The sequence below is a fragment of the Citrobacter sp. Marseille-Q6884 genome (assembly GCF_945906775.1).
GTDB lineage: Bacteria > Pseudomonadota > Gammaproteobacteria > Enterobacterales > Enterobacteriaceae > Citrobacter.
In genome coordinates, this window is the sequence record NZ_CAMDRE010000001.1 from 1,798,445 (window position 1) to 1,824,880 (window position 26,436).

A 26,436-nucleotide genomic window follows, 5' to 3' on the forward strand; every position below is an offset into this window, starting at 1 on the left:
ACCTTTTTGACCAGGCATGAAAAACGGCGCATAAAGCGCCGTTTTTATACCTGTAAGGATCGTATTAATCCTGCAGGTCGCCGCAGAAACGGTAACCTTCACCATGAATGGTGGCGATGATTTCTGGGGTATCCGGCGTAGATTCGAAATGCTTACGAATACGACGGATGGTCACGTCAACGGTACGATCATGCGGCTTCAGCTCGCGACCGGTCATTTTTTTCAACAGTTCTGCGCGAGACTGGATTTTGCCCGGATTCTCACAGAAGTGAAGCATGGCACGGAATTCGCTGCGTGGCAGTTTATACTGCTCGCCGTCAGGACCGATCAGAGAACGGCTGTTGATGTCCAGTTCCCAACCATTGAACTTGTAGCTTTCAACGCTACGACGCTCTTCGCTGACCGTGCCCAGATTCATGGTACGGGATAGCAGGTTACGAGCACGGATAGTCAGTTCACGCGGGTTAAACGGCTTGGTGATGTAATCGTCAGCGCCGATTTCGAGGCCGAGAATTTTATCGACTTCGTTATCGCGGCCCGTCAGGAACATCAGCGCAACGTTAGCTTGTTCACGAAGTTCACGTGCTAACAGGAGACCATTTTTCCCTGGCAGATTGATATCCATAATCACAAGGTTGATGTCATATTCAGAGAGGATCTGATGCATTTCCGCGCCATCTGTCGCCTCGAATACATCATAGCCTTCCGCTTCGAAAATGCTTTTCAACGTGTTACGTGTTACTAACTCGTCTTCAACGATAAGAATGTGCGGGGTCTGCATGTTTGCTACCTAAATTGCCAACTAAATCGAAACAGGAAGTACAAAAGTCCCTGACCTGCCTGATGCATGTCGAAAATTAACATGATCGGCGTAACATGACTAAAGTACGTAATTGCGTTCTTGATGCACTTTCCATCAACGTCAACAACATCATTAGCTTGGTCGTGGGCACTTTCCCTCTGGACCCGACAGTGTCAAAAACGGCTGTCATCCTAACCATTTTAACAGCAACATAACAGGCTAAGACGTACCGGACACCCAATAAAACTACGCTTCGTTGACATATATCAAGTTCAATTGTAGCACGTTAACAGTTTGATGAAATCATCGTATCCAAATGTTAGCTTCCATCACAAATTTGCAATAATACAACTAGTTGCACGCGCTAATTAATAAATGTAATGAATCCAATGAATGAGTGCCATTCTAAATTAAATTATCATGGATAAACAGAAGGATATGCAACTTCTGTTAACATAAAAAGCAATAGTACAGTCACGAAACAGTTTAGCATTTTTTACTAAATGCGAAATGCTTTTTCAGTGATTTCTGTTAAAAATATGTAAATTCGCGCTGCGTAATATGTTGATGTGCATCACATTATTATCGACAGACTGACCAAAAAGAGTATCAAAATGCGTTTAACAATTATTCTGGTTGCCCCCGCCCGAGCGGAAAATATTGGTGCTGCGGCCCGTGCTATGAAAACCATGGGATTCACCCAACTGCGGATCGTTGACAGCCAGGCGCACCTGGAACCCGCCACGCGCTGGGTGGCGCATGGGTCAGGCGACATTATTGATAATATTAACGTTTTTCCAACGTTAGCCGAAGCACTTCATGACGTTGATTTTACTGTCGCCACGACGGCACGCAGCCGTGCGAAGTTTCATTATTACGCCACGCCGGCAGAGCTGGTTCCGTTGCTGCAAGAAAAAGCGGAATGGACAGAACACGCTGCGCTGGTTTTTGGTCGTGAAGATTCAGGGCTGACGAACGAAGAATTAGCGCTGGCGGACGTCCTGACCGGTGTACCGATGGTGGCTGACTATCCTTCGCTCAACCTGGGGCAGGCGGTGATGGTGTATTGCTATCAATTAGCAGGTTTAATACAACAACCTGCAAAAACAATCAAAGTGGCGGATGAGCTTCAGTTACAGGCACTACGTGCCCGTATCTTAGATTTATTAACCACGCTTGATGTGGCTGATGACATCAAACTTACGGATTGGCTGCAGCAACGAATTGGCCTGTTAGGGCAGCGGGACACGGCAATGTTGCACCGTTTTTTACATGATATTGAAAAAAACATCACAAAATAAAATGTGTTGAATTTTGTGTTTTCTGGTGTTTGATTCTGACTTCAAGAGGGTTTGGCATTCTGTATTGGTTGAAAGTAAAAGGGCAAGCAGTCGCTCATGAACAAGTTTCGGAATGTGATCAATTTAAAAATTTATTGACTTAGGTCATCAGATACTTTAACCCTTAAAGAATACAGACAGATAATAATGACAGAGCACACAACATCATGAAACGCATCAGCATCACTATTACCACAACCATCACCATTACCACAGGTAACGGTGCGGGCTGACGCGTACAGGAAACACAGAAAAAAGCCCGCACCTAAACAGTGCGGGCTTTTTTTTCGACCAAAGGCAACGAGGTAAACCATGCGAGTGTTGAAGTTCGGCGGTACATCAGTGGCAAATGCAGAGCGCTTTCTGCGGGTTGCCGATATTCTGGAAAGCAATGCCAGGCAGGGGCAGGTTGCAACCGTACTCTCTGCCCCCGCAAAAATTACTAACCACCTGGTCGCCATGATTGAGAAGACGATTGGTGGTCAGGATGCGTTACCGAATATCAGCGATGCCGAACGTATTTTCTCTGAGCTTTTGGTCGGTCTTGCCGCCGTGCAGCCGGGTTTCCCGCAGGCGCAGCTCAAAGCTTTTGTTGATCAAGAATTTGCCCAAATTAAACATGTCCTGCACGGCATCAGCCTGCTGGGACAGTGCCCGGACAGCATCAATGCCGCGCTTATCTGCCGTGGTGAAAAAATGTCGATCGCTATCATGGCTGGCCTGCTGGAAGCGCGTGGACATCACGTTACGGTTATCGACCCGGTTGAGAAACTGTTAGCGGTAGGTCATTACCTCGAATCGACTGTTGATATCACGGAATCTACGCGCCGTATTGCGGCCAGCCGTATTCCTGCTGACCATATGATATTGATGGCAGGCTTCACTGCCGGAAACGAAAAAGGCGAATTAGTGGTGCTGGGACGCAATGGTTCCGACTACTCTGCCGCTGTACTGGCTGCCTGTTTACGCGCGGATTGTTGTGAGATCTGGACCGATGTGGACGGTGTTTATACCTGCGATCCACGTCAGGTTCCTGATGCCCGGTTGTTGAAGTCTATGTCTTACCAGGAGGCGATGGAGCTTTCTTACTTCGGTGCAAAAGTGCTTCACCCGCGCACCATCACCCCGATTGCGCAGTTCCAGATCCCCTGCCTGATTAAAAACACCGGTAATCCGCAAGCGCCGGGTACGTTGATTGGCGCCAGTCGCGATGAGGATGATTTGCCGGTAAAAGGTATTTCGAACCTCAATAATATGGCGATGTTCAGTGTCTCCGGCCCCGGAATGAAAGGGATGGTAGGCATGGCGGCTCGCGTCTTTGCCGCGATGTCCCGTGCGGGAATCTCTGTGGTACTGATCACCCAATCCTCTTCTGAATACAGCATCAGCTTCTGCGTACCGCAGGGAGACTGTGCACGTGCCCAGCGCGCTATGCAGGATGAGTTCTACCTGGAGCTGAAAGAGGGCTTGCTGGAGCCGTTGGCGGTCACTGAACGTCTGGCGATCATCTCGGTAGTGGGTGACGGTATGCGCACACTGCGCGGTATCTCTGCCAAGTTTTTTGCTGCACTGGCTCGCGCCAATATCAATATCGTTGCCATCGCGCAGGGCTCATCTGAACGATCGATTTCGGTTGTGGTGAATAACGATGATGCCACGACGGGCGTACGCGTCACGCACCAAATGCTGTTCAATACCGATCAAGTGATTGAAGTCTTTGTTATCGGTGTCGGCGGCGTGGGGGCGGCGCTGCTTGAACAGTTAAAACGTCAGCAGAGCTGGTTGAAGGGCAAGCACATTGATTTACGTGTTTGTGGGGTGGCGAACTCAAAGGCCTTGCTAACGAATGTTCATGGTCTGAATCTGGAAAACTGGCAGTCGGAACTGGCGGAAGCGAAAGAGCCGTTCAACCTTGGGCGCTTAATTCGCCTGGTTAAAGAATACCATTTGCTCAATCCGGTGATTGTTGATTGCACGTCCAGCCAGGCGATGGCGGATCAATATGCTGACTTCCTGCGTGAAGGTTTTCACGTTGTGACGCCGAACAAAAAAGCCAACACCTCGTCCATGGATTACTACCATCAACTGCGTTTTGCCGCGGCGAAATCACGGCGTAAATTCCTCTATGACACCAACGTGGGGGCGGGCTTACCGGTTATTGAAAACCTGCAAAACCTGCTCAGCGCAGGGGATGAACTGCAGCGTTTCTCCGGTATTTTATCCGGCTCGCTGTCGTTTATTTTCGGCAAGCTGGACGAAGGAATGAGCTTCTCGCAAGCCACCACCCTGGCACGTGAGATGGGTTACACCGAACCCGACCCACGTGATGATCTTTCCGGAACGGATGTGGCGCGTAAGCTGCTGATCCTGGCCCGTGAAACCGGCCGTGAACTGGAGCTGTCTGATATCGTCGTTGAACCGGTGCTACCACAAGATTTTGACGCATCAGGTGATGTTGCCGCGTTTATGGCGACGTTATCGCAACTGGATGACGTGTTTGCCGCGCGAGTGGCAAAAGCCCGTGATGAGGGCAAAGTATTGCGCTATGTTGGCAATATCGAAGAGGACGGTGTTTGTCGCGTGAAAATCGCTGAAGTCGATGGCAATGACCCGCTGTTTAAAGTGAAAAACGGTGAAAACGCGCTGGCGTTCTACAGCCACTACTATCAGCCATTACCGCTGGTATTGCGCGGATACGGTGCGGGTAACGATGTCACGGCGGCAGGTGTTTTTGCCGACCTGCTACGCACCCTTTCATGGAAGTTAGGAGTCTAAAATGGTGAGAGTTTATGCCCCGGCTTCCAGTGCCAATATGAGTGTCGGGTTTGATGTGCTCGGGGCGGCCGTAACGCCTGTTGATGGTTCTCTGTTGGGCGATGTTGTCTGTGTTGAAGCGGCTGACAGTTTCAGCCTGAACAACCTTGGGCGCTTTGCTGACAAATTGCCGTCAGAGCCGCGAGAAAATATCGTTTACCAGTGCTGGGAGCGCTTCTGTCAGGAGTTGGGTAAACCGGTTCCGGTGCGCATGACGCTGGAAAAAAATATGCCGATTGGCTCCGGGTTAGGTTCCAGCGCCTGTTCCGTTGTTGCGGCGCTGGTCGCGATGAATGAACACTGCGGTAAGCCGCTCAACGATACGCGTTTGCTGGCGATGATGGGTGAGCTGGAAGGGCGTATCTCAGGCAGTATCCATTACGATAACGTCGCGCCGTGTTTTTTGGGCGGCATGCAGTTAATGATTGAAGAAAACGGCATTATCAGTCAGCAGGTGCCAGGCTTTGATGAGTGGCTGTGGGTCCTGGCGTATCCGGGAATTAAAGTCTCGACGGCAGAAGCGCGGGCGATTTTACCGGCGCAGTATCGCCGTCAGGACTGCATCGCCCACGGGCGACATCTGGCTGGATTTATTCATGCCTGCTATTCACGGCAGCCTCTGTTGGCCGCTAAGTTGATGAAAGATGTGATCGCGGAACCTTACCGCACCCGTTTGCTGCCCGGTTTTAGCCAGGCGCGTCAGGCGGTGGCGGAAATTGGCGCACTGGCCAGCGGGATCTCCGGGTCTGGGCCGACGTTGTTTGCATTATGCGATAAGCCGGATACGGCGCAGCGTGTAGCAGACTGGTTGAGTAAAAATTACCTGCAAAATCAGGAAGGCTTTGTTCATATTTGCCGGCTGGACACGGCGGGCGCACGGGTACTGGGATAATTAATGAAACTCTACAATCTTAAAGATCATAACGAACAGGTCAATTTCGCGCAGGCCGTCACGCAAGGGCTAGGCAAAAGACAGGGGCTATTTTTCCCGCACGATTTGCCGGAATTTAGCCTGACTGAAATTGATGACATGTTGAAGCTGGATTTTGTTAGCCGTAGCGCAAAGATCCTTTCCGCATTTATTGATGATGAAATTCCTCAGGCGATCCTCGCCGAGCGAGTTGCTGCAGCGTTTGCGTTCCCGGCGCCGGTGGCTCAGGTCGAAGGCGATGTCGGTTGTCTGGAGTTGTTCCATGGCCCGACGCTGGCATTTAAAGACTTTGGCGGACGTTTCATGGCGCAGATGCTGACGCACATCAGCGGCGATCGGCCGGTGACTATCCTGACAGCCACTTCCGGCGATACCGGTGCTGCGGTCGCCCATGCGTTCTACGGCCTGAAAAATGTGCGTGTGGTGATCCTCTATCCGAACGGTAAGATCAGCCCGTTACAGGAAAAACTGTTCTGTACGCTGGGCGGAAACATTGAAACTGTCGCCATAGATGGCGATTTTGATGCCTGCCAGGCGCTGGTGAAGCAGGCGTTTGACGACGAAGAGCTGAAGAAGGCGCTGGGGCTAAATTCGGCTAACTCGATCAACATCAGCCGTCTGTTGGCACAAATCTGCTACTACTTTGAAGCCGTCGCCCAGTTGCCGCAGGAAGCGCGCAATCAGCTGGTGATCTCCGTGCCGAGTGGCAACTTTGGCGACCTGACTGCCGGCCTGCTGGCAAAATCTCTCGGCTTGCCGGTGAAACGCTTTATTGCCGCCACTAACGTCAACGATACGGTTCCGCGTTTTCTGAAAGAGGGCGAGTGGGCACCAAAAGCGACACAGGCAACGTTATCGAATGCAATGGATGTCAGCCAGCCTAACAACTGGCCGCGCGTGGAAGAGCTTTTCCGCCGTAAGATCTGGCGTTTGAATGAGCTGGGCTATGCGGCTATTGATGATGCCACGACCCAGGAAACCATGCGCGAGCTACAGACACTCGGCTACACCTCTGAGCCGCATGCGGCGGTGGCTTACCGCGCACTTCGTGATCAGTTGAATCCGGGAGAATATGGTTTGTTCCTCGGTACTGCGCATCCGGCGAAGTTCAAAGAAAGCGTTGAAGAGATTCTGGATGTCACGCTGGATCTGCCAAAAGCGCTGGCGGAACGTGCTGACTTGCCGCTGTTGTCTCATCATCTGCCGGCTGATTTTGCCGCGCTGCGTCAACTGATGATGACTCGCGGGTAATGACTGTGCCGGACGGTGGTGTTAACCGCCATCCGGCATGCTTGCCTTACTGCTCGTAACGTTTAAACACCAGTTCGCCATTCCCTGACGTTTCTTCATCAAAGAAATAGCCCTCGCGGTTAAACGCGGTGAGCTGTTCTGGCTTTGTTAAACGGTTTTCAATGATATAGCGACTCATCAGGCCGCGCGCTTTTTTGGCATAAAAGCTGATCACTTTGAATTTGCCGTTTTTCTCGTCGAGGAAAACGGGTTTGATCAGCTCTGCATTCAGCTTTTTCGGCTTCACGGATTTAAAATACTCATCCGAGGCGAGGTTAATCACGACGTTGTCGCCTTGCGCTTCCACCGCTTCGTTCAGTTTGTCGGTGATGATATCACCCCAGAACTGGTACAGATCTTTCCCCTTCGCATTGGCAAGGCGAATACCCATCTCCAGACGGTAAGGCTGCATGAGATCCAGCGGACGCAGAACCCCATACAGCCCGGACAGCATGCGCAAATGCTGCTGCGCAAAATCGAAATCAGCCTCGCTGAACGTTTCTGCCTGTAAACCGGTGTAGACATCGCCTTTAAACGCCAGGATAGCCTGACGCGCATTGTCCGGCGTGAAGTCAGGTTGCCAGTCATGGAATCGGGTGGCATTCAGGTCTGCCAGCTTATCGCTGATCCCCATCAGCTTACCAATCTGTGGCGCAGTGAGTTGACGTGCTACGTGGATAAGCTGCTGGGAGTGATCCAGCAGCTCAGGCAGTGTAAGACGTGCGGTTGCCAGCGGACTTTGGTAGTCGAGCGTTTTTGCAGGTGAAATCAGAATCAGCATATCCAGTCCTTGCAGGAAATTTACTGCGACTTTAGCAAAAAAAACGACAGAATTGATCGATGGCTGCAATTGCCGTGCTAGTCGCGCGGCGGTTCATCCCAGGTTCCTGGCGCAAGCTGTTGTCTGATATCAGGATAACGGCGCGGATCAAATTCAGGTCGCACACCGAGTTTTCGCTGTCGCAGGTAATCGCTGGCGATAGTATGAACAACCGGGGAGAGCAGCAAAATCGCCGTCAGGTTGGTGATAGCCATACAAGCCATAATAATGTCGGCAAGTTGCCACACCAGCGGGAAGCTGAGTAATGTTCCGGCGACGACCGTACTGACGGTCGCGATACGCAACAGCCAGATGACCCGGGTATTGTCCAGGCGCAGAAAGACCAGATTGTTTTCTGCATAAATATAGTTGGCGACGATAGAGCTAAAAGAAAACAGGATCACAATCAGGGCAACAAAGCCCGCGCCCCATTCGCCTGTCAGTGACACCACCGCTCTTTGCATAAGCTGAATGCCTTCCATGGGGACATATGCCGTTCCATTGCCTGCCAGAAGAATAATCATCGCGCTGGCGGTACAAATAATGAGTGTGTCCGCTAATACGCCAATCATTTGCACAATACCCTGTGCGGCAGGGTGAGGAGGCCATGATGACGCTGAGGCCGCGGCATTCGGGGTTGAACCCATTCCCGCCTCATTGGAAAACATGCTGCGTTGGAAACCGCTGGCTATGGCCTGGCTGAGTGTATAGCCCGCGCCACCGGCGGCCGCTTCCTGCCAGCCAAATGCGCTCTTCACAATGGTGAGGATAACTTCAGGGATCTGACCGATATGCCAAAGGCAGATGATGACGCTGCAGCCGACCCATAGCAGCGCCATTAGCGGGACGAACCATTGCATCAAGCGAGCAACGCCTTTAATACCACGGACAATCACCAGTAAGGACACCAGTGCGAGCGTGATACCAGAGGCGAGGGGAGGCACGTCGAAGGCGAACTCCAGCGCGCGTGAGACCGAGTTTGCCTGGACGCTGTTAAAAATCAGGCCATACGCCACGAGTAAGAAGATGGCAAAGAGGACACCCATCCAGCGCATGCCCAGCCCGCGCGCCATATACCATGCCGGTCCGCCGCGAAACTGTCCCTTACTGTCGCGTTCTTTATAAAGTTGAGCGAGTGAGCACTCGGCAAAGGATGTCGCCATGCCGATCACGGCGGCGATCCACATCCAGAAAACGGCACCCGCGCCACCGGCTGCGATTGCCAGCGCAACGCCCGCGAGGTTTCCGCTCCCGATACGTGCGGCGAGACTGGTACAGAGCGCCTGAAATGAGGTTAATCCGCCCGGCTGTGGGGTAATGCTGTTTTTAAGACTTTTGCTAAACTGGCGAACATAGCGAAACTGGACAAACCCTGTACGGTAAGTGAACCAACATCCTGCGCCAAGCAGGAGGTAAACCATTACCGAGCCCCAGAGTATTTCATTAATAAAGAAGACAAAATCAGGCATTAACATCCCTCTTGTTGATGCCGGTAGGCGCTAATATTTCCATGTAAGCGCTACCAATTAGCGAACAGTATATACCTTGTCAGGAGATTGATGGCGGGAGTCTATCATAACATCGGGTGATATCCCTCAATTGCGCATGCCTGACTTTGATATGCGTAATCAAGATTGAGCGGCAAGTCAGAGAATCCCGGCGGTTGCGCTGAGAGTGCGTCGTGCTATCATCAGGGGAGATCGGTTACATCCCCCTAACAAGCTGTTTAAAGAGAATCGCTATCATGACGGACAAATTGACCTCCCTGCGTCAGTTCACCACTGTAGTGGCCGACACCGGAGACATCGCGGCAATGAAGCTGTACCAGCCTCAGGATGCCACAACTAACCCTTCTCTCATTCTTAATGCAGCGCAGATCCCGGAATACCGTAAGCTTATTGACGAAGCAATTACCTGGGCTAAGCAGCAGAGCAACGACCGCGCGCAGCAGATCGTTGACGCGACGGACAAACTGGCAGTGAACATCGGTCTGGAGATCCTGAAACTGGTTCCGGGTCGTATCTCCACTGAAGTTGACGCTCGCCTGTCCTACGACACCGACGCTTCTATCGCGAAAGCAAAACGCCTGATCAAGCTCTACAACGATGCAGGTATCAGCAACGACCGCATTCTGATCAAACTGGCTTCGACCTGGCAGGGTATTCGTGCCGCTGAGCAGCTGGAAAAAGAAGGCATCAACTGTAACCTGACGCTGCTGTTCTCCTTCGCGCAGGCACGTGCATGTGCAGAAGCTGGCGTATACCTGATTTCTCCGTTCGTGGGTCGTATTCTTGACTGGTACAAAGCCAATACCGACAAGAAAGAGTACGCGCCGGCAGAAGATCCGGGCGTGGTTTCTGTCACGGAAATCTATGAGTACTACAAACAGCACGGTTACGAAACTGTGGTGATGGGCGCGAGCTTCCGTAACATCGGCGAAATCATTGAGCTGGCGGGCTGCGATCGTCTGACAATTGCTCCGGCGCTGCTGAAAGAACTGGCGGAAAGCGAAGGTGCTATCGAACGTAAACTGTCCTTCTCCGGCGAAGTGAAAGCGCGTCCTGCGCGTATCACCGAAGCTGAGTTCCTGTGGCAGCACAACCAGGATCCGATGGCTGTAGACAAACTGGCGGACGGTATCCGTAAGTTTGCTGTAGACCAGGGTAAACTGGAAAAAATGATCGGCGATCTGCTGTAATCATTTCAGCGTGGCCCTGATAAGGGTCACGCTACCTCTTCTGAAACCTGTCTGTCACCCTCTTCGCAGTGTATCATTCTGTTTAACGAGTCTGCTTAAACGGAATAATTATGAACACTCTACGCATTGGCTTAGTTTCTATTTCTGACCGTGCCTCCAGCGGCGTATACCAGGATAAGGGGATCCCTGCTCTTGAAGAGTGGCTGGCATCGGCCCTTACAACCCCTTTTGAACTGCAAACACGGCTGATCCCGGATGAGCAGGCAATCATCGAACAAACGCTGTGCGAGCTGGTTGATGAAATGAGCTGCCACCTGGTCCTGACCACGGGCGGAACCGGTCCGGCGCGTCGTGACGTCACCCCGGATGCCACACTGGCTGTGGCCGATCGTCAAATGCCTGGCTTTGGTGAACAAATGCGCCAGATTAGCCTGCACTTTGTTCCTACGGCGATCCTTTCCCGTCAGGTTGGCGTGATTCGCAAACAGGCGTTGATCCTTAATCTGCCAGGGCAACCGAAATCGATCAAAGAAACCCTGGAAGGGGTGAAATATGCTGACGGTAAGGTTATCGTGCCGGGTATTTTTGCAAGTGTACCGTATTGTATACAGTTGTTAGATGGGCCTTATGTGGAAACCGCATCGGCAGTGGTAGCATCTTTTCGACCAAAAAGCGCAATACGCGACACAAACGCCTGAAAGTAGCCTTTTCGTGATATAAAGCGCAATGACGGTGGAGTATTGAATTCTTTACGATATAGTAATTTTTGATTTACACATATCGCAGGTACGTTCAATCACTCCACTGACTCATGGTTTTGCTATGTCACAACACACTCGACCGCTGAATCGCCAGGATTATAAAACCCTCTCGCTTGCCGCCCTCGGTGGGGCGCTTGAGTTTTATGATTTCATTATTTTTGTCTTCTTTGCCGCCGTCGTCGGCGAACTCTTTTTCCCCGCAGACATTCCTGAATGGCTACGTCAGGTGCAAACCTTCGGCATTTTTGCTGCGGGTTATCTGGCGCGTCCGTTGGGTGGCATCGTTATGGCGCATTTTGGCGATCTGGTGGGACGTAAGAAAATGTTCACGTTGAGCATTTTGTTGATGGCGATACCGACGCTGGCGATTGGCCTGTTACCCACTTACGCCTCAATGGGGATTCTGGCGCCGTTGTTGTTACTGTTGATGCGTATTTTGCAGGGCGCAGCCATTGGCGGAGAAGTGCCGGGAGCATGGGTTTTTGTGGCGGAACATGTGCCTGAACGTCGAATTGGGATCGCCTGCGGAACGCTGACTGCCGGTTTGACGGTCGGTATTTTGTTGGGCTCAGTGGTGGCGACGCTGGTCAATACCAGCATGACGCAACAGGCGGTGCATGATTATGGCTGGCGTATCCCCTTCTTATTGGGCGGCGCGTTTGGGCTGGTTGCTATGTACCTGCGCCGTTGGCTACAGGAAACGCCAATCTTTCTTGAGATGCAGCAGCGTAAAACACTGGCGCAAGAGCTGCCGGTGAAGTCGGTCGTCAGCAAGCATAAAAAAGCGGTCGTCATTTCGATGCTGCTGACCTGGCTGCTCTCGGCTGGCATTGTGGTGGTGATCCTGATGTCCCCCGTCTGGCTGCAAAAGCAGTATGGCTTTGCTCCGGCGATGACGCTGCAGGCTAACAGTGTTGCCACGATTATGCTGTGTATGGGGTGTCTGCTGGCCGGGTTAATCATCGACAAAGTGGGCGCCAGCAAAACCTTTATCGTGGGTAGCCTGTTGCTGGCCTGTTCCAGCTGGATGTTCTATCACCTGACCGGCAGCCACCCTGAGCAACTGTTCCTTTTATACGGTCTGGTAGGGCTGTGTGTGGGTGTGGTTGGCGCGGTGCCTTATGTGATGGTTCGGGCGTTTCCGGCGGAGGTCCGCTTTACGGGGATCTCGTTTTCCTACAATGTCGCGTATGCCATTTTTGGCGGTCTGACGCCGATTGCCGTCACGATGCTGATGAGCGTGTCCCCGATGGCACCGGCCTGGTATGTACTGGCGTTATCGCTGGTGGGGTTAGGATTGGGCATTTGGCTGCGACAGGATATTTATCATCGCGATACGGACGTTCAGGGAGCATTACAGCGTTCGTAAGAGATATCCCCCCAGAAGGGGGGATAACAGATGATTAGTGATGTGCTTCACCAATCGGCAGGATGGTGCGGCCAAACTGTTCGTTCAGCACTTCACCCATCGCCAGGTAAATGGCGCTGGCGCCACACACTAAGCCAACCCAGCCAGCAATGTGGATAATGGCTTCGTTACCTGCAATGTTGCCAACTGCCAGCAGCGCGAACAGCACTGTCAGGCTCAGGAAGACAAACTGCAACGCGCGAGCTGCTTTCAGCGTACCGAAGAACATGAACAGTGTGAACACGCCCCACAGACCCAGATACACGCCCAGGAACGGACCATTGGTTGCATCCGCCAGACCCATTTTCGGCATGATCAGAATGGCGACCAGCGTCAGCCAGAATGAGCCGTAAGAGGTGAAGGCGGTCAAACCGAAGGTGTTGCCTTTTTTATATTCCAGCAGGCCGGCAAAAATTTGCGCGATACCGCCGTAGAAAATTCCCATCGCCAGAATAATAACGTCAAAGGCGAAGAAACCCGCGTTGTGCAGGTTAAGCAGAATGGTGGTCATGCCAAAGCCCATCAGGCCCAGCGGTGCCGGATTAGCCAACTTAGTGTTGCCCATAATTCCTCAAAATCATCATTGATTGAATGGTGAAATAGTTTCCCCGAATAACGGTCATGGACTTCGGGGCGCGGCATGATAATCAGGGGAGAAGGGCCTGTCTATGATCTTACGAGGGGAAAATGAAATATTTTCCCCTGTGATGGGTATCACGTTTGTGGGGGCGTCATCATTGAGCGTAATCCGGCGATTGGCCGTCACTCTTCACGTTCAGAGACTTTTGCACGTTTTTAATAACGGAAAAGAAAATTAATCATCTCCAGTGACTTTTAATGTCGCCATATCAGAGGAGTTAATGGTATGGCCAGAGAAGGTAATTTTGGATGCGCAGCGCTTATTATCGTTGTCACTGTTGATGTTGATCCAGCCGGTGGTTTGTCCCTCGCGGATTACAGAGGGGACGTTTAAGCTCTGGCTGGCGCTGCGTATGGCTTTGAAATAAATGGAGGCCCCGCTCAGTTGGATATCACCACGATCTGCCGTGAGCTGAATACGCTTCACGACACGACAAACGGGAATTCTGAGCGTGAGATCGTTGGTTTCATTTCTGGGCATGGCAACCACACCCAGCACTTTATGATCGTTAGCCTGTGCCGTACTGCTGAGTAAAAGACCCAAAAGCAGACTGGCGGAAAGCGATAAAACGGATTTCATGGAATTTCTCTTTGAAGGGAGCAAAAGGGGGATTTCTGCGATCATAGTACTGCTGCCAGAAAAACGATTCATTCCTGTAATCTTTTCTTTTTATTACAATTTTGCGATGAATGTTTTGTGATTATTCATCGGCAGTGTGAATTAATTATTGTCGGTGGTGCCTTACTACCCGGCTTTTCCACCTCTTTTCTCTCGTTTTATTGTCATTATGCTAAAAAAAATTTTCATGCCCCCCTTGATGACGTGGGTTACGACCCCATCTTGTAGACAACCGCAGTGGTGAGTCTGAAAAAAAACGATTCAGGGTAGTTGAAACCGCACGTTTCGCCCTTATTACAGATTCACAACCACATGATGACCGAATTTTTAGTGGAGACGTTTAGATGGGTAAAATTATTGGTATCGACCTGGGTACTACCAACTCTTGTGTAGCGATTATGGATGGAACTCAAGCACGTGTGCTGGAGAACGCCGAGGGCGATCGCACCACGCCTTCTATCATTGCCTATACCCAGGATGGTGAAACTCTGGTTGGTCAGCCGGCTAAACGTCAGGCAGTGACAAACCCGCAAAACACCCTGTTTGCGATTAAACGCCTGATTGGCCGCCGCTTCCAGGACGAAGAAGTGCAGCGTGATGAAGCCATCATGCCGTACAAAATCATCGGTGCTGATAACGGTGATGCATGGATTGACGTAAAAGGTCAGAAAATGGCACCGCCGCAGATTTCTGCTGAAGTGCTGAAAAAAATGAAGAAAACGGCTGAAGATTACCTGGGCGAGCCGGTAACTGAAGCGGTTATCACCGTACCTGCATACTTTAACGATGCACAGCGTCAGGCAACCAAAGATGCTGGCCGTATCGCAGGTCTGGAAGTCAAACGTATCATCAACGAACCAACCGCAGCTGCGCTGGCTTACGGTCTGGATAAAGAAGTCGGCAACCGTACTATCGCGGTATATGACCTCGGTGGTGGTACTTTCGATATCTCTATTATCGAAATCGACGAAGTTGACGGCGAAAAAACCTTCGAAGTTCTGGCAACCAACGGTGATACCCACCTGGGTGGTGAAGACTTCGACAGCCGTATGATCAACTATCTGGTTGACGAATTTAAGAAAGATCAGGGCATTGACCTGCGTAACGACCCGCTGGCAATGCAGCGCCTGAAAGAAGCTGCAGAAAAAGCGAAAATTGAGCTGTCTTCTGCGCAGCAGACCGACGTGAACCTGCCGTACATCACTGCAGATGCCACCGGTCCGAAACACATGAACATCAAAGTGACCCGTGCGAAACTGGAAAGCCTGGTAGAAGACCTGGTGAACCGTTCTATCGAGCCGCTGAAAGTTGCTCTGCAGGATGCTGGTCTGTCTGTTTCCGATGTTCAGGATGTCATCCTGGTTGGTGGTCAGACGCGTATGCCGATGGTGCAGAAGAAAGTGGCTGAGTTCTTCGGTAAAGAACCGCGTAAAGACGTTAACCCGGACGAAGCTGTAGCAATCGGTGCTGCCGTTCAGGGTGGTGTATTGACCGGTGATGTGAAAGACGTACTGCTGCTGGACGTTACCCCGTTGTCTCTGGGTATCGAAACCATGGGCGGCGTGATGACTCCGCTGATCGCGAAAAACACCACCATCCCGACCAAGCACAGCCAGGTGTTCTCTACCGCTGAGGACAATCAGTCTGCGGTAACCATCCACGTGCTGCAGGGTGAACGTAAACGTGCCGCTGATAACAAAGATCTGGGTCAGTTTAACCTGGATGGTATCAGCCCGGCACCGCGCGGTATGCCACAGATCGAAGTGACCTTCGATATCGATGCTGACGGTATCCTGCACGTTTCCGCGAAAGACAAAAACAGCGGTAAAGAGCAGAAGATCACCATCAAGGCTTCTTCTGGTCTGAATGAAGAAGAAATTCAGAAAATGGTTCGCGAAGCAGAAGCGAACGCTGAATCTGACCGTAAGTTCGAAGAACTGGTTCAGACTCGCAACCAGGGTGACCATCTGCTGCACAGCACGCGTAAGCAGGTTGAAGAAGCAGGCGACAAACTGCCGGCTGACGACAAAACGGCTATCGAATCTGCTCTGACTGCACTGGAAACATCTTTGAAAGGTGAAGACAAAGCAGACATCGAAGCGAAAATGCAGGCACTGGCGCAGGTTTCCCAGAAACTGATGGAAATCGCTCAGCAGCAACATGCACAGCAGCAGGCTGGTGGCGCTGATGCTTCCGCAAACAACGCGAAAGATGACGATGTTGTCGACGCTGAGTTTGAAGAAGTGAAAGACAAAAAATAATCGCCCTTTGAACGGGTAAAATACTGGCACGGGCGAAGAGGTTTCCTCTCCGCCCGTTCATGCATGTTAAGGGCAGATAAAAAGAGATGGCTAAGCAAGACTATTATGAGATTTTAGGCGTTTCCAAAACAGCGGAAGAGCGTGAAATCAAAAAGGCCTACAAGCGCCTGGCCATGAAATTTCACCCGGACCGTAACCAGGGTGACAAAGAGGCCGAAGCTAAATTCAAAGAGATCAAAGAAGCCTACGAGATCCTGACCGATGCGCAAAAACGTGCGGCTTACGATCAGTACGGCCATGCGGCGTTTGAGCAAGGCGGTATGGGCGGCGGCGGTTTTGGCGGCGGGGCTGACTTCAGCGATATCTTTGGTGACGTGTTTGGCGATATTTTTGGCGGCGGTCGCGGCCGTCAGCGAGCCTCACGTGGTGCTGATTTACGTTACAACATGGATCTCACTCTGGAAGAAGCCGTGCGTGGCGTCACCAAAGAGATCCGTATTCCTACGTTGGAAGAGTGTGACGTTTGCCGCGGCAGCGGTGCGAAATCAGGGACTAAGCCGCAGACATGTCCAACCTGTCACGGTTCCGGCCAGGTGCAGATGCGTCAGGGCTTTTTTGCCGTGCAGCAGACCTGTCCGCACTGTCAGGGTCGCGGTACGCTGATCAAAGATCCGTGCAACAAGTGCCACGGTCATGGTCGTGTTGAGAAGACCAAAACGTTGTCCGTGAAAATCCCGGCAGGCGTGGATACCGGCGATCGTATTCGTTTATCAGGCGAAGGCGAAGCAGGCGAACACGGCGCACCGGCAGGGGATTTGTACGTTCAGGTGCAGGTGAAGCAGCACGCTATTTTTGAGCGTGAAGGTAACAACCTGTACTGCGAAGTGCCGATCAACTTTGCCATGGCAGCGCTGGGCGGTGAAATTGAAGTACCGACGCTGGATGGCCGCGTAAACCTGAAAGTCCCAGGTGAAACCCAGACGGGCAAGCTGTTCCGTATGCGCGGTAAGGGCGTGAAATCAGTCCGCGGTGGTGCTCAGGGTGACCTGCTGTGCCGCGTGGTGGTGGAAACCCCGGTTGGCCTGAACGACAAGCAGAAACAACTGCTGAAAGAACTGCAGGAAAGCTTTGGCGGACCGACTGGCGAGAAAAACAGCCCACGTTCCAAAAGCTTTTTCGACGGCGTGAAGAAATTCTTTGACGATCTGACGCGTTAATTTACGCCCCTTAATCTGATAAAAAGCCTGAAGTCGCAAGATTTCAGGCTTTTCTTTTTTGACTTCCCGTCCATGTTTGGCGATCTGAGCGCAGAATCGCGTCTCCCTCTATTGGCAATCACTCGCTGCGATTAACTTGATTACGACTGAAACTTCATTTCGGTAAAATCGAGTAATTCATCATGAATAATCTAATATTAACGATGAGTTATGCGGAGTAAGATAGTAATTACGAAGTATTCACCCAATAGAGAGAATAAAAGTGAAACATCTACATCGTTTTTTTAGTAGCGACGCCTCGGGGGGCATTATTCTAATCATCGCTGCGGTAGTTGCTATGTTGATGGCCAATACGGGCGTAACCAGTGGATGGTACCACGCCTTTCTGGAAACCCCCGTTCAACTGCGGGTTGGCGCGCTTGAGATCAACAAGAATATGCTGCTGTGGATCAACGACGCCTTAATGGCGGTGTTTTTTCTGCTGATTGGTCTGGAAGTGAAACGTGAGCTGATGCAAGGGTCGCTTGCCAGTCTGCGCCAGGCGGCGTTTCCGATCATCGCGGCAATAGGTGGAATGATTGTCCCGGCATTGCTTTATCTGGCATTTAACTATGCTGATCCTATCACTCGTGAAGGATGGGCTATTCCGGCTGCAACGGATATTGCATTTGCGTTAGGTGTTTTGGCGTTACTGGGCAGCCGTGTCCCGCTGGCGTTGAAAATCTTCCTGATGGCGCTGGCGATTATCGACGATCTCGGCGCGATTGTGATCATTGCGCTTTTCTATACCAGCGATCTTTCACTGCTTTCACTGGGCGTTGCCGCGTTGGCTATTTTCATTCTGGCAGCGCTGAATCTGTGTGGTGTCAGACGCACGGGCATTTATATTCTGGTTGGCGTTGTGCTCTGGACGGCGGTGTTGAAGTCTGGGGTTCATGCGACGCTGGCTGGCGTGATTGTGGGCTTCTTTATACCGTTGAAGGAAAAACATGGACGTTCGCCAGCGAAGCGTCTGGAGCATGTTCTGCATCCGTGGGTGGCATACCTGATCCTGCCGCTTTTTGCCTTCGCGAATGCGGGAGTCTCACTGCAGGGCGTGACGATTGATGGTCTGACGTCAGTGTTACCGCTGGGGATCATTGCAGGTCTGCTGATCGGTAAGCCATTGGGGATCAGCCTGTTCTGCTGGCTGGCGCTACGCCTTAAATTGGCGCAACTGCCTGAAGGTACTAATTTCCAGCAAATCATGGCCGTCGGGATTCTGTGTGGTATTGGCTTCACGATGTCGATCTTCATTGCCAGCCTGGCGTTTGGCAACGTTGATCCCGAGTTGATTAACTGGGCGAAACTGGGGATTCTGATTGGTTCCTTGTTGTCGGCGGTTATCGGTTATAGCTGGTTACGCACCCGCTTGAATACGTCAGCCTGATGGGCTGACCCGTTTGTGACAATTTTCAGGGAGAGAGTATGTCTCATATTAATTACAACCACCTGTATTACTTCTGGCATGTGTACAAGGAAGGGTCGGTGGTTGGCGCAGCGGAAGCGCTTTATCTGACACCGCAAACCATTACCGGACAGATTAAAGCGCTGGAGGAGCGCTTACAGGGAAAATTATTCAAGCGTAAAGGGCGTGGGCTGGAGCCCAGCGAGTTGGGCGAGTTAGTGTTTCGTTATGCGGATAAAATGTTCACGCTGAGCCAGGAAATGCTGGATATCGTGAACTACCGCAAAGAGTCCAATTTGCTGTTCGATGTTGGCGTGGCGGATGCGTTGTCTAAACAACTGGTCAGCAGCGTGCTGGATGCTGCTGTGGTTAAAGACGAACAAATCCACCTGCGCTGCTTCGAATCCACACACGAGATGTTGCTGGAGCAGCTCAGCCAGCACAAGCTGGATATGATTATCTCGGACTGCCCGATCGATTCGACGCAGCAGGAAGGGTTGTTCTCGGTGAAAATTGGCGAGTGTTGCGTGAGCTTCTGGTGCACGAATCCGCTACCTGAGAAGCCGTTCCCGGCATGTCTTGAGGAACGTCGGTTGCTGATCCCTGGTCGTCGCTCCATGCTTGGGCGCAAACTGCTGAACTGGATTAACTCTCAGGGGCTGAACGTTGAGATCCTTGGGGAGTTTGATGATGCCGCGCTGATGAAAGCCTTTGGTGCCACGCATAATGCCATCTTCGTGGCCCCTACGCTCTATTCCAATAACTTCTATGCCGATGATTCGATTATTGAGATTGGACGCGTGGAGAATGTGATGGAGGAGTACCATGCCATCTTTGCAGAAAGGATGATTCAGCATCCGGCCGTACAGCGTATTTGCAATGCAAACTATTCGGCGCTTTTTACGCCAGTGAGCAAATAAGCAGACATAAAAAAACCCGCTTGCGCGGGTTTTTCACAAAGCAACAACAGACAGGCGATTAAGCCAGTTTGTTGATCTGTGCAGTCAGGTTTGCTTTATGACGTGCAGCTTTGTTTTTGTGGATCAGACCTTTAGCAGCCTGACGGTCCACGATTGGTTGCATTTCGTTAAATGCTTTCAGTGCAGTAGCTTTGTCGCCAGCTTCGATAGCTGCGTATACTTTCTTGATGAAAGTACGCATCATAGAGCGACGGCTTGCGTTGTGCTTACGAGCCTTTTCAGACTGAACGGCGCGCTTCTTAGCTGATTTGATATTAGCCAAGGTCCAACTCCCAAATGTGTTCTATATGGACAATTCAAAGGCCGAGGAATATGCCCTTTTAGCCTTCTTTTGTCAATGGATTTGTGCAAATAAGCGCCGTTTAAATTGCAGCACTCGTTGCGTATTGATGGCGCAGGATTCTACCAGCTTGCGTGCTGTGAATACAGCTTTTCCACGAGAAAAGTTGAATTGGTTTGCCCGTGCGGGGCATCAAATTGTTTCATAACAATGAAAACAATCTTCTTTCTGTTTCGCGGGGTCAATCGCCGGTTAACCTTGACCGCGGTACAGGGTATACTTTCACGATTTTCACTGTTTTGAGCCAGACATGAAGCTGATACGAGGCATACATAATCTCAGTCAGGCCCCGCATGGGTGTGTGCTGACTATTGGTAATTTCGATGGCGTCCATCGTGGCCACCGTGCGCTACTGCAGGGCTTGCAGGAAGAAGGGCGCAAGCGGGGGCTACCGGTCATGGTAATGATTTTCGAGCCACAGCCACTGGAGCTGTTTGCGACGGATAAATCTCCGGCGCGTCTGACTCGCTTACGGGAAAAACTGCGTTATCTGGCGGAATGCGGCGTTGACTACGTGCTGTGTGTGCGTTTTGACCGACGCTTTGCCGCGTTAACGGCACAGAACTTTATCAGCGATTTGTTGGTTAAGCGCCTTGGCGTACAATTTCTGGCCGTTGGCGATGATTTCCGCTTTGGTGCTGGTCGCGAAGGCGATTTCTTGTTATTACAGGAAGCCGGTGCTGAGTATGGTTTTGATATCACCAGTACTCAGACCTTTTGTGAAGGTGGCGTGCGTATTAGCAGTACTGCGGTGCGCCAGGCGCTGGCAGACGATAACCTGCAACTGGCTGAAAGCTTACTTGGACATCCCTTTACCATCTCGGGACGGGTTGTTCACGGTGACGAGTTAGGGCGAACCATCGGTTTCCCGACGGCAAACTTACCGCTTCGTCGTCAGGTCTCGCCAGTGAAAGGGGTATATGCGGTTGAAGTGATGGGACTGGGCGAATCGCCTTTCCCCGGCGTCGCTAATATCGGTACCCGCCCGACGGTGGCAGGCGTACGCCAGCAGCTGGAAGTCCATCTACTGGACGTTGCAATGGACCTCTACGGTCGCCATATAGATGTAGTGCTGCGTAAAAAAATACGCAATGAACAGCGATTTGCTTCGCTGGATGAACTAAAAGCGCAGATTGCGCGTGATGAGTTAACTGCCCGCGAGTTTTTTGGGCTATCAAAACCGGCTTAACGCCTATACGAGTTTTAAATACGGAACCGAGAATCTGATGAGTGACTATAAATCAACCCTGAATTTGCCGGAAACAGGGTTCCCGATGCGCGGCGATCTCGCCAAGCGTGAACCGGGAATGCTGGCGCGTTGGACTGATGATGACCTGTACGGCATCATTCGTGCGGCTAAAAAAGGCAAAAAAACCTTCATTCTGCATGATGGCCCTCCTTATGCGAATGGCAGCATTCATATTGGTCACTCCGTTAACAAGATTCTGAAAGACATTATCGTGAAGTCCAAAGGACTCACGGGCTATGACTCGCCTTACGTTCCGGGCTGGGACTGCCACGGTCTGCCTATTGAGCTGAAAGTGGAGCAGGAATTCGGTAAGCCGGGCGAGAAGTTCACCGCAGCGGAGTTCCGTGCCAAGTGCCGTGAATATGCCGCGACGCAGGTCGACGGGCAGCGTAAAGATTTTATCCGTCTGGGCGTGCTGGGCGACTGGTCCCATCCGTACCTGACCATGGACTTCAAAACCGAAGCCAACATCATTCGTGCACTGGGTAAAATCATCGGTAACGGCCACCTGCACAAAGGGGCGAAGCCGGTACACTGGTGCGTAGACTGCCGTTCCGCGTTGGCGGAAGCGGAGGTTGAGTATTACGACAAAACCTCTCCGTCCATCGACGTGGCGTTCCATGCTGCCGATCCGGAAGCGGTAAAAGCGAAGTTTGGCGTTGCCAACCTGAATGGCCCAGTCTCTCTGGTTATCTGGACCACGACACCGTGGACGCTGCCGGCTAACCGCGCGATCTCCCTGGCGCCTGATTTTGACTATGCGCTGGTGCAGATTGACGGTCAGGCTGTAATTCTGGCTAAAGACCTGGTTGAAAGCGTCATGCAGCGTATTGGCGCGGCTGAATACAGCATCCTCGGCACGGTAAAAGGTGCGGAGCTGGAACTGTTACGCTTCACCCATCCGTTTATGGGCTTTGATGTTCCGGCTATCCTGGGCGATCACGTGACGCTGGATGCCGGTACCGGTGCGGTGCATACTGCGCCAGGCCATGGCCCGGATGACTACGTTATCGGTCAGAAATATGGTCTGGAAGTCGCCAACCCAGTAGGCCCGGATGGCACTTATCTTCCGGGTACATACCCTACTCTGGATGGCGTTAATGTATTTAAAGCCAACGATATTGTCGTTGCGTTACTGACCGAAAAAGGCGCACTGCTGCACGTAGAAAAAATGCAGCACAGTTACCCATGCTGCTGGCGTCATAAATCACCGATCATCTTCCGTGCGACCCCACAGTGGTTCGTGAGCATGGATCAGAAAGGTCTGCGCGCGCAGTCGCTGAAAGAGATCAAAGGCGTACAGTGGATCCCTGACTGGGGTCAGGCACGTATTGAATCAATGGTAGCCAACCGTCCTGACTGGTGTATCTCCCGTCAGCGTACGTGGGGCGTGCCAATGTCGCTATTTGTCCACAAAGACACCGAAGAGCTGCACCCGCGCGCTATCGAACTGATGGAAGAAGTGGCAAAACGCGTTGAAGTGGATGGTATCCAGGCGTGGTGGGATCTTGATCCAAAAGATATCCTCGGCGACGAAGCTGACCAGTACGTGAAAGTACCGGATACCCTGGACGTATGGTTTGACTCTGGTTCTACCCACTCCTCTGTCGTCGATGTGCGTCCTGAATTTGCAGGGCATGCGGCGGATATGTATCTGGAAGGTTCTGACCAGCACCGTGGCTGGTTCATGTCTTCTCTGATGATCTCCACGGCGATGAAAGGCAAAGCGCCATACCGTCAGGTACTGACTCACGGTTTCACCGTAGATGGTCAGGGTCGCAAGATGTCCAAGTCCATCGGTAACACGGTGAGCCCACAGGATGTGATGAACAAACTGGGCGCGGATATTCTGCGTCTATGGGTGGCTTCAACCGACTACACCGGTGAAATGGCCGTTTCTGACGAAATTCTGAAACGTGCTGCCGACAGCTATCGTCGTATCCGTAACACCGCGCGCTTCCTGCTGGCAAACCTGAACGGGTTTGATCCGGTAAAAGACATGGTGAAACCGGAAGAGATGGTGGTACTGGATCGCTGGGCCGTGGGTTGTGCGCAAGCGGCGCAGGAAGAGATCCTCAAAGCCTATGAAGCTTATGACTTCCACGAAGTGGTGCAGCGTCTGATGCGCTTCTGCTCCGTAGAAATGGGCTCGTTCTATCTCGACATCATCAAAGACCGTCAGTACACCGCGAAAGCGGATAGCGTGGCGCGTCGTAGCTGCCAGACCGCACTGTTCCATATTGCAGAAGCGCTGGTTCGTTGGATGGCGCCGATCATGTCCTTCACCGCAGATGAAATCTGGGGTTACCTGCCGGGCGAGCGTGAAAAATACGTCTTCACCGGTGAATGGTATGACGGTCTGTTTGGCTTAGGTGAAACCGAAGCGATGAACGACACTTTCTGGGATGAACTGCTGAAAGTGCGCGGTGAAGTCAACAAGGTCATCGAGCAGGCACGTGCGGATAAGAAAGTGGGTGGTTCTCTGGAAGCGGCAGTCACTCTGTATGCTGAACCTGAACTGGCTGCGAAGCTGACCGCGCTGGGCGAAGAATTACGATTCGTCCTGTTGACCTCTGGTGCGACAGTTGCCGATTATGCGCAAGCGCCTGCTGATGCTCAGCAGAGCGAATTGCTCAAAGGTCTGAAAATCGTACTGAGCAAAGCCGAAGGTGAGAAGTGCCCGCGTTGCTGGCATTACACCACCGACGTTGGCCAGGTGGCGGAACACGCAGAAATCTGCGGACGCTGTGTCAGCAACATCGCCGGTGATGGCGAAAAACGTAAGTTTGCCTGATGAGTAAGCCTCTTTGTTCAACAGGGCTACGCTGGCTGTGGCTGGTGGTAGTCGTGCTGATTATCGATTTGGGCAGCAAATACCTGATCCTCCAGAACTTTGCTCTGGGGGATACCGTATCGCTGTTCCCGTCGCTCAATCTGCACTATGCGCGTAACTATGGTGCTGCGTTTAGTTTCCTGGCTGACAGCGGTGGCTGGCAGCGTTGGTTCTTTGCCGGCATCGCGATTGGCATTTGCGTCATCCTGATGGTGATGATGTATCGCTCGAAGGCGACGCAGAAGCTGAATAACATCGCCTATGCGTTAATCATTGGCGGTGCCCTGGGTAACCTGTTTGACCGCCTGTGGCACGGCTTCGTAGTTGATATGATTGACTTTTATGTCGGTGACTGGCATTTCGCCACATTCAACCTTGCCGATACGGCGATTTGTATCGGCGCGGCGTTGATTGTTCTCGAAGGCTTCTTACCGTCGAAAGAGAAAAAAGCTGCATAAAAAATGCCGGATGGCGCTATGCTAATCCGGCCTACAATTTATCGCGCGTCTTGTCGGCCCGGTAAGCGTAACGCTGCCGGGCAAACAGGCGGCAGCAATTTTAAAGAGCAAACCTGCATGTCTAAATCAGTACAGAGTAACAGTGGAGTGCTGGTGCACTTCACCTTAAAGCTCGACGATGGCTCCACCGCAGAGTCAACCCGCAATAACGGCAAGCCTGCGCTGTTTCGCTTGGGCGACGGTTCTCTGTCTGAAGGACTGGAACAACACCTGCTGGGGTTAAAAGAGGGCGATAAAACCACTTTTGCTCTGGAGCCGGATGCCGCTTTTGGCGTGCCAAGCCCGGACTTAATTCAGTATTTCTCGCGTCGGGAATTTATGGACGCGGGCGAGCCAGAAATTGGCGCGATTATGCTTTTTACCGCAATGGACGGCAGTGAGATGCCTGGTGTGATCCGCGAAATCAACGGTGATTCGATCACGGTTGACTTCAACCATCCGCTCGCCGGGCATACCGTTCATTTTGATATTGAAGTGCTGGAAGTCGAACCGGCACTGGAGGCGTAAAATGCAGATCCTGTTGGCCAACCCGCGCGGTTTTTGCGCAGGTGTAGACCGCGCTATCAGCATTGTGGAAAACGCGCTGGCTATTTACGGCGCACCGATTTATGTCCGTCATGAAGTGGTACATAACCGCTACGTGGTGGATAGCCTGCGTGAGCGCGGCGCTATTTTTATCGAGCAAATCAGTGAAGTACCGGACGGCGCGATCCTGATTTTCTCTGCCCACGGCGTGTCTCAGGCAGTACGTAACGAAGCGAAAGGTCGCGATCTCACGGTATTTGATGCGACCTGTCCGCTGGTGACAAAAGTGCATATGGAAGTTGCACGTGCCAGCCGTCGGGGTGAAGAATCCATCCTGATTGGTCACGCCGGGCACCCGGAAGTGGAAGGCACGATGGGGCAGTACAGCAACCCGGAAGGGGGGATGTATCTGGTTGAATCACCGGAAGACGTCCTGTCGCTTCAGGTTAAAAATGAAGGCAAACTCTCCTTCATGACGCAAACCACGCTCTCCGTTGATGACACCTCTGATGTGATTGATGCCTTGCGCCAACGCTTCCCGAAAATCGTCGGGCCGCGTAAAGATGATATCTGCTATGCCACCACAAACCGCCAGGAAGCGGTACGTGCGCTGGCGGAACAAGCGGATGTGGTGCTGGTGGTCGGCTCGAAAAACTCCTCTAACTCTAACCGTCTGGCTGAACTGGCGCAGCGTATGGGGAAAGCGGCGTATTTGATTGACGATGCGACCGACATCCAGGAAGCGTGGGTGAAAGACGCTAAGTGCGTAGGCGTGACGGCTGGAGCCTCGGCGCCGGATATCCTGGTGCAAAACGTGATTGCTCGTCTGCAGGAGCTTGGCGGTGGGGAGGCTATTCCGCTGGAAGGCCGTGAAGAGAACATTGTTTTCGAAGTACCTAAAGAGCTACGTGTGGATGTTCGTGAAGTAGAGTAAGTCTTTCACG

The 26,436-nt window shown here is 51.9% G+C and carries 25 protein-coding genes and 1 other annotated feature; of the genes, 19 read left to right on the forward strand and 6 right to left on the reverse strand.

All coding sequences use genetic code 11. The features are described from left to right. Window positions 1-64: 64 nt before the first annotated feature. The gene (gene arcA, locus N7268_RS08560; RefSeq protein WP_001194359.1) at window positions 65-781 is read right to left on the reverse strand and encodes a two-component system response regulator ArcA; all 717 of its coding nucleotides are present in this window, start codon (window positions 779-781) and stop codon (window positions 65-67) included. A 95-nt stretch (window positions 782-876) separates the two neighbouring features. On the opposite strand from arcA, the gene yjjY reads away from it, so the two are divergent. From yjjY to thrC, 6 genes are all read left to right on the forward strand, one after another. After that, complete coding sequence (gene yjjY / locus N7268_RS08565; protein ID WP_001541509.1) at window positions 877-1,017, forward strand: protein YjjY; 141 nt, start codon at window positions 877-879, stop codon at window positions 1,015-1,017. Between the two features lie 399 nt (window positions 1,018-1,416). After that, complete coding sequence (locus N7268_RS08570) at window positions 1,417-2,103, forward strand: tRNA/rRNA methyltransferase (RefSeq protein WP_260862498.1); 687 nt, start codon at window positions 1,417-1,419, stop codon at window positions 2,101-2,103. Between the two features lie 201 nt (window positions 2,104-2,304). Then, window positions 2,305-2,431: a sequence feature (Thr leader region), on the forward strand. Continuing rightward, complete coding sequence (gene thrL, locus N7268_RS08575) at window positions 2,310-2,375, forward strand: thr operon leader peptide (RefSeq protein ID WP_032337689.1); 66 nt, start codon at window positions 2,310-2,312, stop codon at window positions 2,373-2,375. (Overlaps the previous feature by 66 nt.) Window positions 2,432-2,454: 23 nt before the next feature. After that, window positions 2,455-4,917 (forward strand): bifunctional aspartate kinase/homoserine dehydrogenase I, encoded by a 2,463-nt coding sequence (thrA, locus tag N7268_RS08580; protein WP_260862500.1) that lies wholly within the window; start codon window positions 2,455-2,457, stop codon window positions 4,915-4,917. Between the two features lies 1 nt (window position 4,918). Beyond that, a complete protein-coding gene (gene thrB, locus N7268_RS08585) occupies window positions 4,919-5,848 on the forward strand; it encodes a homoserine kinase (RefSeq protein ID WP_260862501.1) in 930 nt (309 codons plus the stop codon). 3 nt (window positions 5,849-5,851) lie between these two features. Continuing rightward, window positions 5,852-7,138, forward strand: a complete 1,287-nt coding sequence (gene thrC / locus N7268_RS08590; protein ID WP_260862502.1) for a threonine synthase — start codon at window positions 5,852-5,854, stop codon at window positions 7,136-7,138. Window positions 7,139-7,184: 46 nt separating this feature from the next. On the opposite strand, the gene yaaA is transcribed toward thrC, so the two are convergent. Together yaaA and N7268_RS08600 are read right to left on the reverse strand one after the other, a co-directional pair. After that, a complete protein-coding gene (yaaA, locus tag N7268_RS08595) occupies window positions 7,185-7,958 on the reverse strand; it encodes a peroxide stress protein YaaA (RefSeq protein ID WP_260862503.1) in 774 nt (257 codons plus the stop codon). Between the two features lie 77 nt (window positions 7,959-8,035). Continuing rightward, window positions 8,036-9,466: an alanine/glycine:cation symporter family protein gene (locus N7268_RS08600; RefSeq protein WP_260862504.1), complete on the reverse strand. Its 1,431-nt coding sequence runs from the start codon at window positions 9,464-9,466 to the stop codon at window positions 8,036-8,038. A gap of 275 nt (window positions 9,467-9,741) precedes the next feature. Here N7268_RS08600 and tal point away from each other — a divergent pair, with 275 nt between their 5' ends. From tal to N7268_RS08615, 3 genes are all read left to right on the forward strand, one after another. Continuing rightward, window positions 9,742-10,695 (forward strand): transaldolase, encoded by a 954-nt coding sequence (gene tal / locus N7268_RS08605; protein ID WP_198906543.1) that lies wholly within the window; start codon window positions 9,742-9,744, stop codon window positions 10,693-10,695. A gap of 110 nt (window positions 10,696-10,805) precedes the next feature. Continuing rightward, complete coding sequence (gene mog, locus N7268_RS08610; protein WP_260862506.1) at window positions 10,806-11,393, forward strand: molybdopterin adenylyltransferase; 588 nt, start codon at window positions 10,806-10,808, stop codon at window positions 11,391-11,393. A gap of 124 nt (window positions 11,394-11,517) precedes the next feature. Further along, entirely contained in the window at window positions 11,518-12,825 is a 1,308-nt protein-coding gene (locus N7268_RS08615) for an MFS transporter (RefSeq protein WP_260862507.1), read from the forward strand. A 34-nt stretch (window positions 12,826-12,859) separates the two neighbouring features. Here the strand turns inward: N7268_RS08615 and satP are convergent, their stop codons facing one another. Together satP and N7268_RS08625 are read right to left on the reverse strand one after the other, a co-directional pair. Further along, window positions 12,860-13,429, reverse strand: a complete 570-nt coding sequence (gene satP, locus N7268_RS08620) for an acetate uptake transporter (RefSeq protein ID WP_260862508.1) — start codon at window positions 13,427-13,429, stop codon at window positions 12,860-12,862. 249 nt (window positions 13,430-13,678) lie between these two features. Further along, window positions 13,679-14,083 (reverse strand): DUF2541 family protein, encoded by a 405-nt coding sequence (locus N7268_RS08625; RefSeq protein WP_260862510.1) that lies wholly within the window; start codon window positions 14,081-14,083, stop codon window positions 13,679-13,681. A 383-nt stretch (window positions 14,084-14,466) separates the two neighbouring features. On the opposite strand from N7268_RS08625, the gene dnaK reads away from it, so the two are divergent. From dnaK to nhaR, 4 genes are all read left to right on the forward strand, one after another. After that, entirely contained in the window at window positions 14,467-16,383 is a 1,917-nt protein-coding gene (gene dnaK, locus N7268_RS08630; RefSeq protein ID WP_260862511.1) for a molecular chaperone DnaK, read from the forward strand. A gap of 86 nt (window positions 16,384-16,469) precedes the next feature. After that, complete coding sequence (gene dnaJ, locus N7268_RS08635) at window positions 16,470-17,600, forward strand: molecular chaperone DnaJ (protein ID WP_260862512.1); 1,131 nt, start codon at window positions 16,470-16,472, stop codon at window positions 17,598-17,600. A 262-nt stretch (window positions 17,601-17,862) separates the two neighbouring features. Beyond that, window positions 17,863-19,029, forward strand: coding sequence for a Na+/H+ antiporter NhaA (nhaA, locus tag N7268_RS08640; protein ID WP_260862514.1), 1,167 nt, complete (start codon window positions 17,863-17,865; stop codon window positions 19,027-19,029). Between the two features lie 38 nt (window positions 19,030-19,067). Next, entirely contained in the window at window positions 19,068-19,967 is a 900-nt protein-coding gene (nhaR, locus tag N7268_RS08645) for a transcriptional activator NhaR (protein ID WP_260862515.1), read from the forward strand. 58 nt (window positions 19,968-20,025) lie between these two features. Here the strand turns inward: nhaR and rpsT are convergent, their stop codons facing one another. Next, the gene (gene rpsT, locus N7268_RS08650; protein WP_003018940.1) at window positions 20,026-20,289 is read right to left on the reverse strand and encodes a 30S ribosomal protein S20; all 264 of its coding nucleotides are present in this window, start codon (window positions 20,287-20,289) and stop codon (window positions 20,026-20,028) included. Between the two features lie 105 nt (window positions 20,290-20,394). On the opposite strand from rpsT, the gene N7268_RS08655 reads away from it, so the two are divergent. The 6 genes from N7268_RS08655 (at window position 20,395) to ispH (ending at window position 26,426) form a co-directional block, all read left to right on the forward strand. Further along, window positions 20,395-20,610, forward strand: coding sequence for a DUF2575 domain-containing protein (locus tag N7268_RS08655; RefSeq protein WP_260862516.1), 216 nt, complete (start codon window positions 20,395-20,397; stop codon window positions 20,608-20,610). Window positions 20,611-20,617: 7 nt separating this feature from the next. Then, a complete protein-coding gene (gene ribF, locus N7268_RS08660) occupies window positions 20,618-21,556 on the forward strand; it encodes a bifunctional riboflavin kinase/FAD synthetase (protein ID WP_260862517.1) in 939 nt (312 codons plus the stop codon). Between the two features lie 37 nt (window positions 21,557-21,593). Next, window positions 21,594-24,410: an isoleucine--tRNA ligase gene (ileS, locus tag N7268_RS08665; RefSeq protein ID WP_260862518.1), complete on the forward strand. Its 2,817-nt coding sequence runs from the start codon at window positions 21,594-21,596 to the stop codon at window positions 24,408-24,410. Further along, entirely contained in the window at window positions 24,410-24,907 is a 498-nt protein-coding gene (lspA, locus tag N7268_RS08670; RefSeq protein WP_003018932.1) for a signal peptidase II, read from the forward strand. The genes ileS and lspA overlap by 1 nt, the downstream gene beginning before the upstream one ends. Window positions 24,908-25,024: 117 nt before the next feature. Further along, a complete protein-coding gene (fkpB, locus tag N7268_RS08675) occupies window positions 25,025-25,474 on the forward strand; it encodes an FKBP-type peptidyl-prolyl cis-trans isomerase (RefSeq protein WP_198906533.1) in 450 nt (149 codons plus the stop codon). 1 nt (window position 25,475) lies between these two features. Continuing rightward, window positions 25,476-26,426: a 4-hydroxy-3-methylbut-2-enyl diphosphate reductase gene (ispH, locus tag N7268_RS08680; RefSeq protein WP_260862519.1), complete on the forward strand. Its 951-nt coding sequence runs from the start codon at window positions 25,476-25,478 to the stop codon at window positions 26,424-26,426. The last annotated feature ends 10 nt before the right edge of the window (window positions 26,427-26,436 follow it).

Bases quoted from the DNA above. Each gene is read 5' to 3' on its own strand.
- N7268_RS08570 (WP_260862498.1), top strand. From the start codon at position 1,417: ATGCGTTTAACAATTATTCTGGTTGCCCCCGCCCGAGCGGAAAATATT.
- tal (WP_198906543.1), top strand. From the start codon at position 9,742: ATGACGGACAAATTGACCTCCCTGCGTCAGTTCACCACTGTAGTGGCC.
- N7268_RS08625 (WP_260862510.1), bottom strand. From the start codon at position 14,083: ATGAAATCCGTTTTATCGCTTTCCGCCAGTCTGCTTTTGGGTCTTTTA.
- satP (WP_260862508.1), bottom strand. From the start codon at position 13,429: ATGGGCAACACTAAGTTGGCTAATCCGGCACCGCTGGGCCTGATGGGC.
- yjjY (WP_001541509.1), top strand. From the start codon at position 877: ATGACTAAAGTACGTAATTGCGTTCTTGATGCACTTTCCATCAACGTC.
- dnaJ (WP_260862512.1), top strand. From the start codon at position 16,470: ATGGCTAAGCAAGACTATTATGAGATTTTAGGCGTTTCCAAAACAGCG.
- ileS (WP_260862518.1), top strand. From the start codon at position 21,594: ATGAGTGACTATAAATCAACCCTGAATTTGCCGGAAACAGGGTTCCCG.
- ribF (WP_260862517.1), top strand. From the start codon at position 20,618: ATGAAGCTGATACGAGGCATACATAATCTCAGTCAGGCCCCGCATGGG.
- arcA (WP_001194359.1), bottom strand. From the start codon at position 781: ATGCAGACCCCGCACATTCTTATCGTTGAAGACGAGTTAGTAACACGT.
- ispH (WP_260862519.1), top strand. From the start codon at position 25,476: ATGCAGATCCTGTTGGCCAACCCGCGCGGTTTTTGCGCAGGTGTAGAC.
- fkpB (WP_198906533.1), top strand. From the start codon at position 25,025: ATGTCTAAATCAGTACAGAGTAACAGTGGAGTGCTGGTGCACTTCACC.
- lspA (WP_003018932.1), top strand. From the start codon at position 24,410: ATGAGTAAGCCTCTTTGTTCAACAGGGCTACGCTGGCTGTGGCTGGTG.
- thrC (WP_260862502.1), top strand. From the start codon at position 5,852: ATGAAACTCTACAATCTTAAAGATCATAACGAACAGGTCAATTTCGCG.
- dnaK (WP_260862511.1), top strand. From the start codon at position 14,467: ATGGGTAAAATTATTGGTATCGACCTGGGTACTACCAACTCTTGTGTA.
- nhaR (WP_260862515.1), top strand. From the start codon at position 19,068: ATGTCTCATATTAATTACAACCACCTGTATTACTTCTGGCATGTGTAC.
- mog (WP_260862506.1), top strand. From the start codon at position 10,806: ATGAACACTCTACGCATTGGCTTAGTTTCTATTTCTGACCGTGCCTCC.
- N7268_RS08615 (WP_260862507.1), top strand. From the start codon at position 11,518: ATGTCACAACACACTCGACCGCTGAATCGCCAGGATTATAAAACCCTC.
- thrB (WP_260862501.1), top strand. From the start codon at position 4,919: ATGGTGAGAGTTTATGCCCCGGCTTCCAGTGCCAATATGAGTGTCGGG.
- thrA (WP_260862500.1), top strand. From the start codon at position 2,455: ATGCGAGTGTTGAAGTTCGGCGGTACATCAGTGGCAAATGCAGAGCGC.
- N7268_RS08600 (WP_260862504.1), bottom strand. From the start codon at position 9,466: ATGCCTGATTTTGTCTTCTTTATTAATGAAATACTCTGGGGCTCGGTA.
- yaaA (WP_260862503.1), bottom strand. From the start codon at position 7,958: ATGCTGATTCTGATTTCACCTGCAAAAACGCTCGACTACCAAAGTCCG.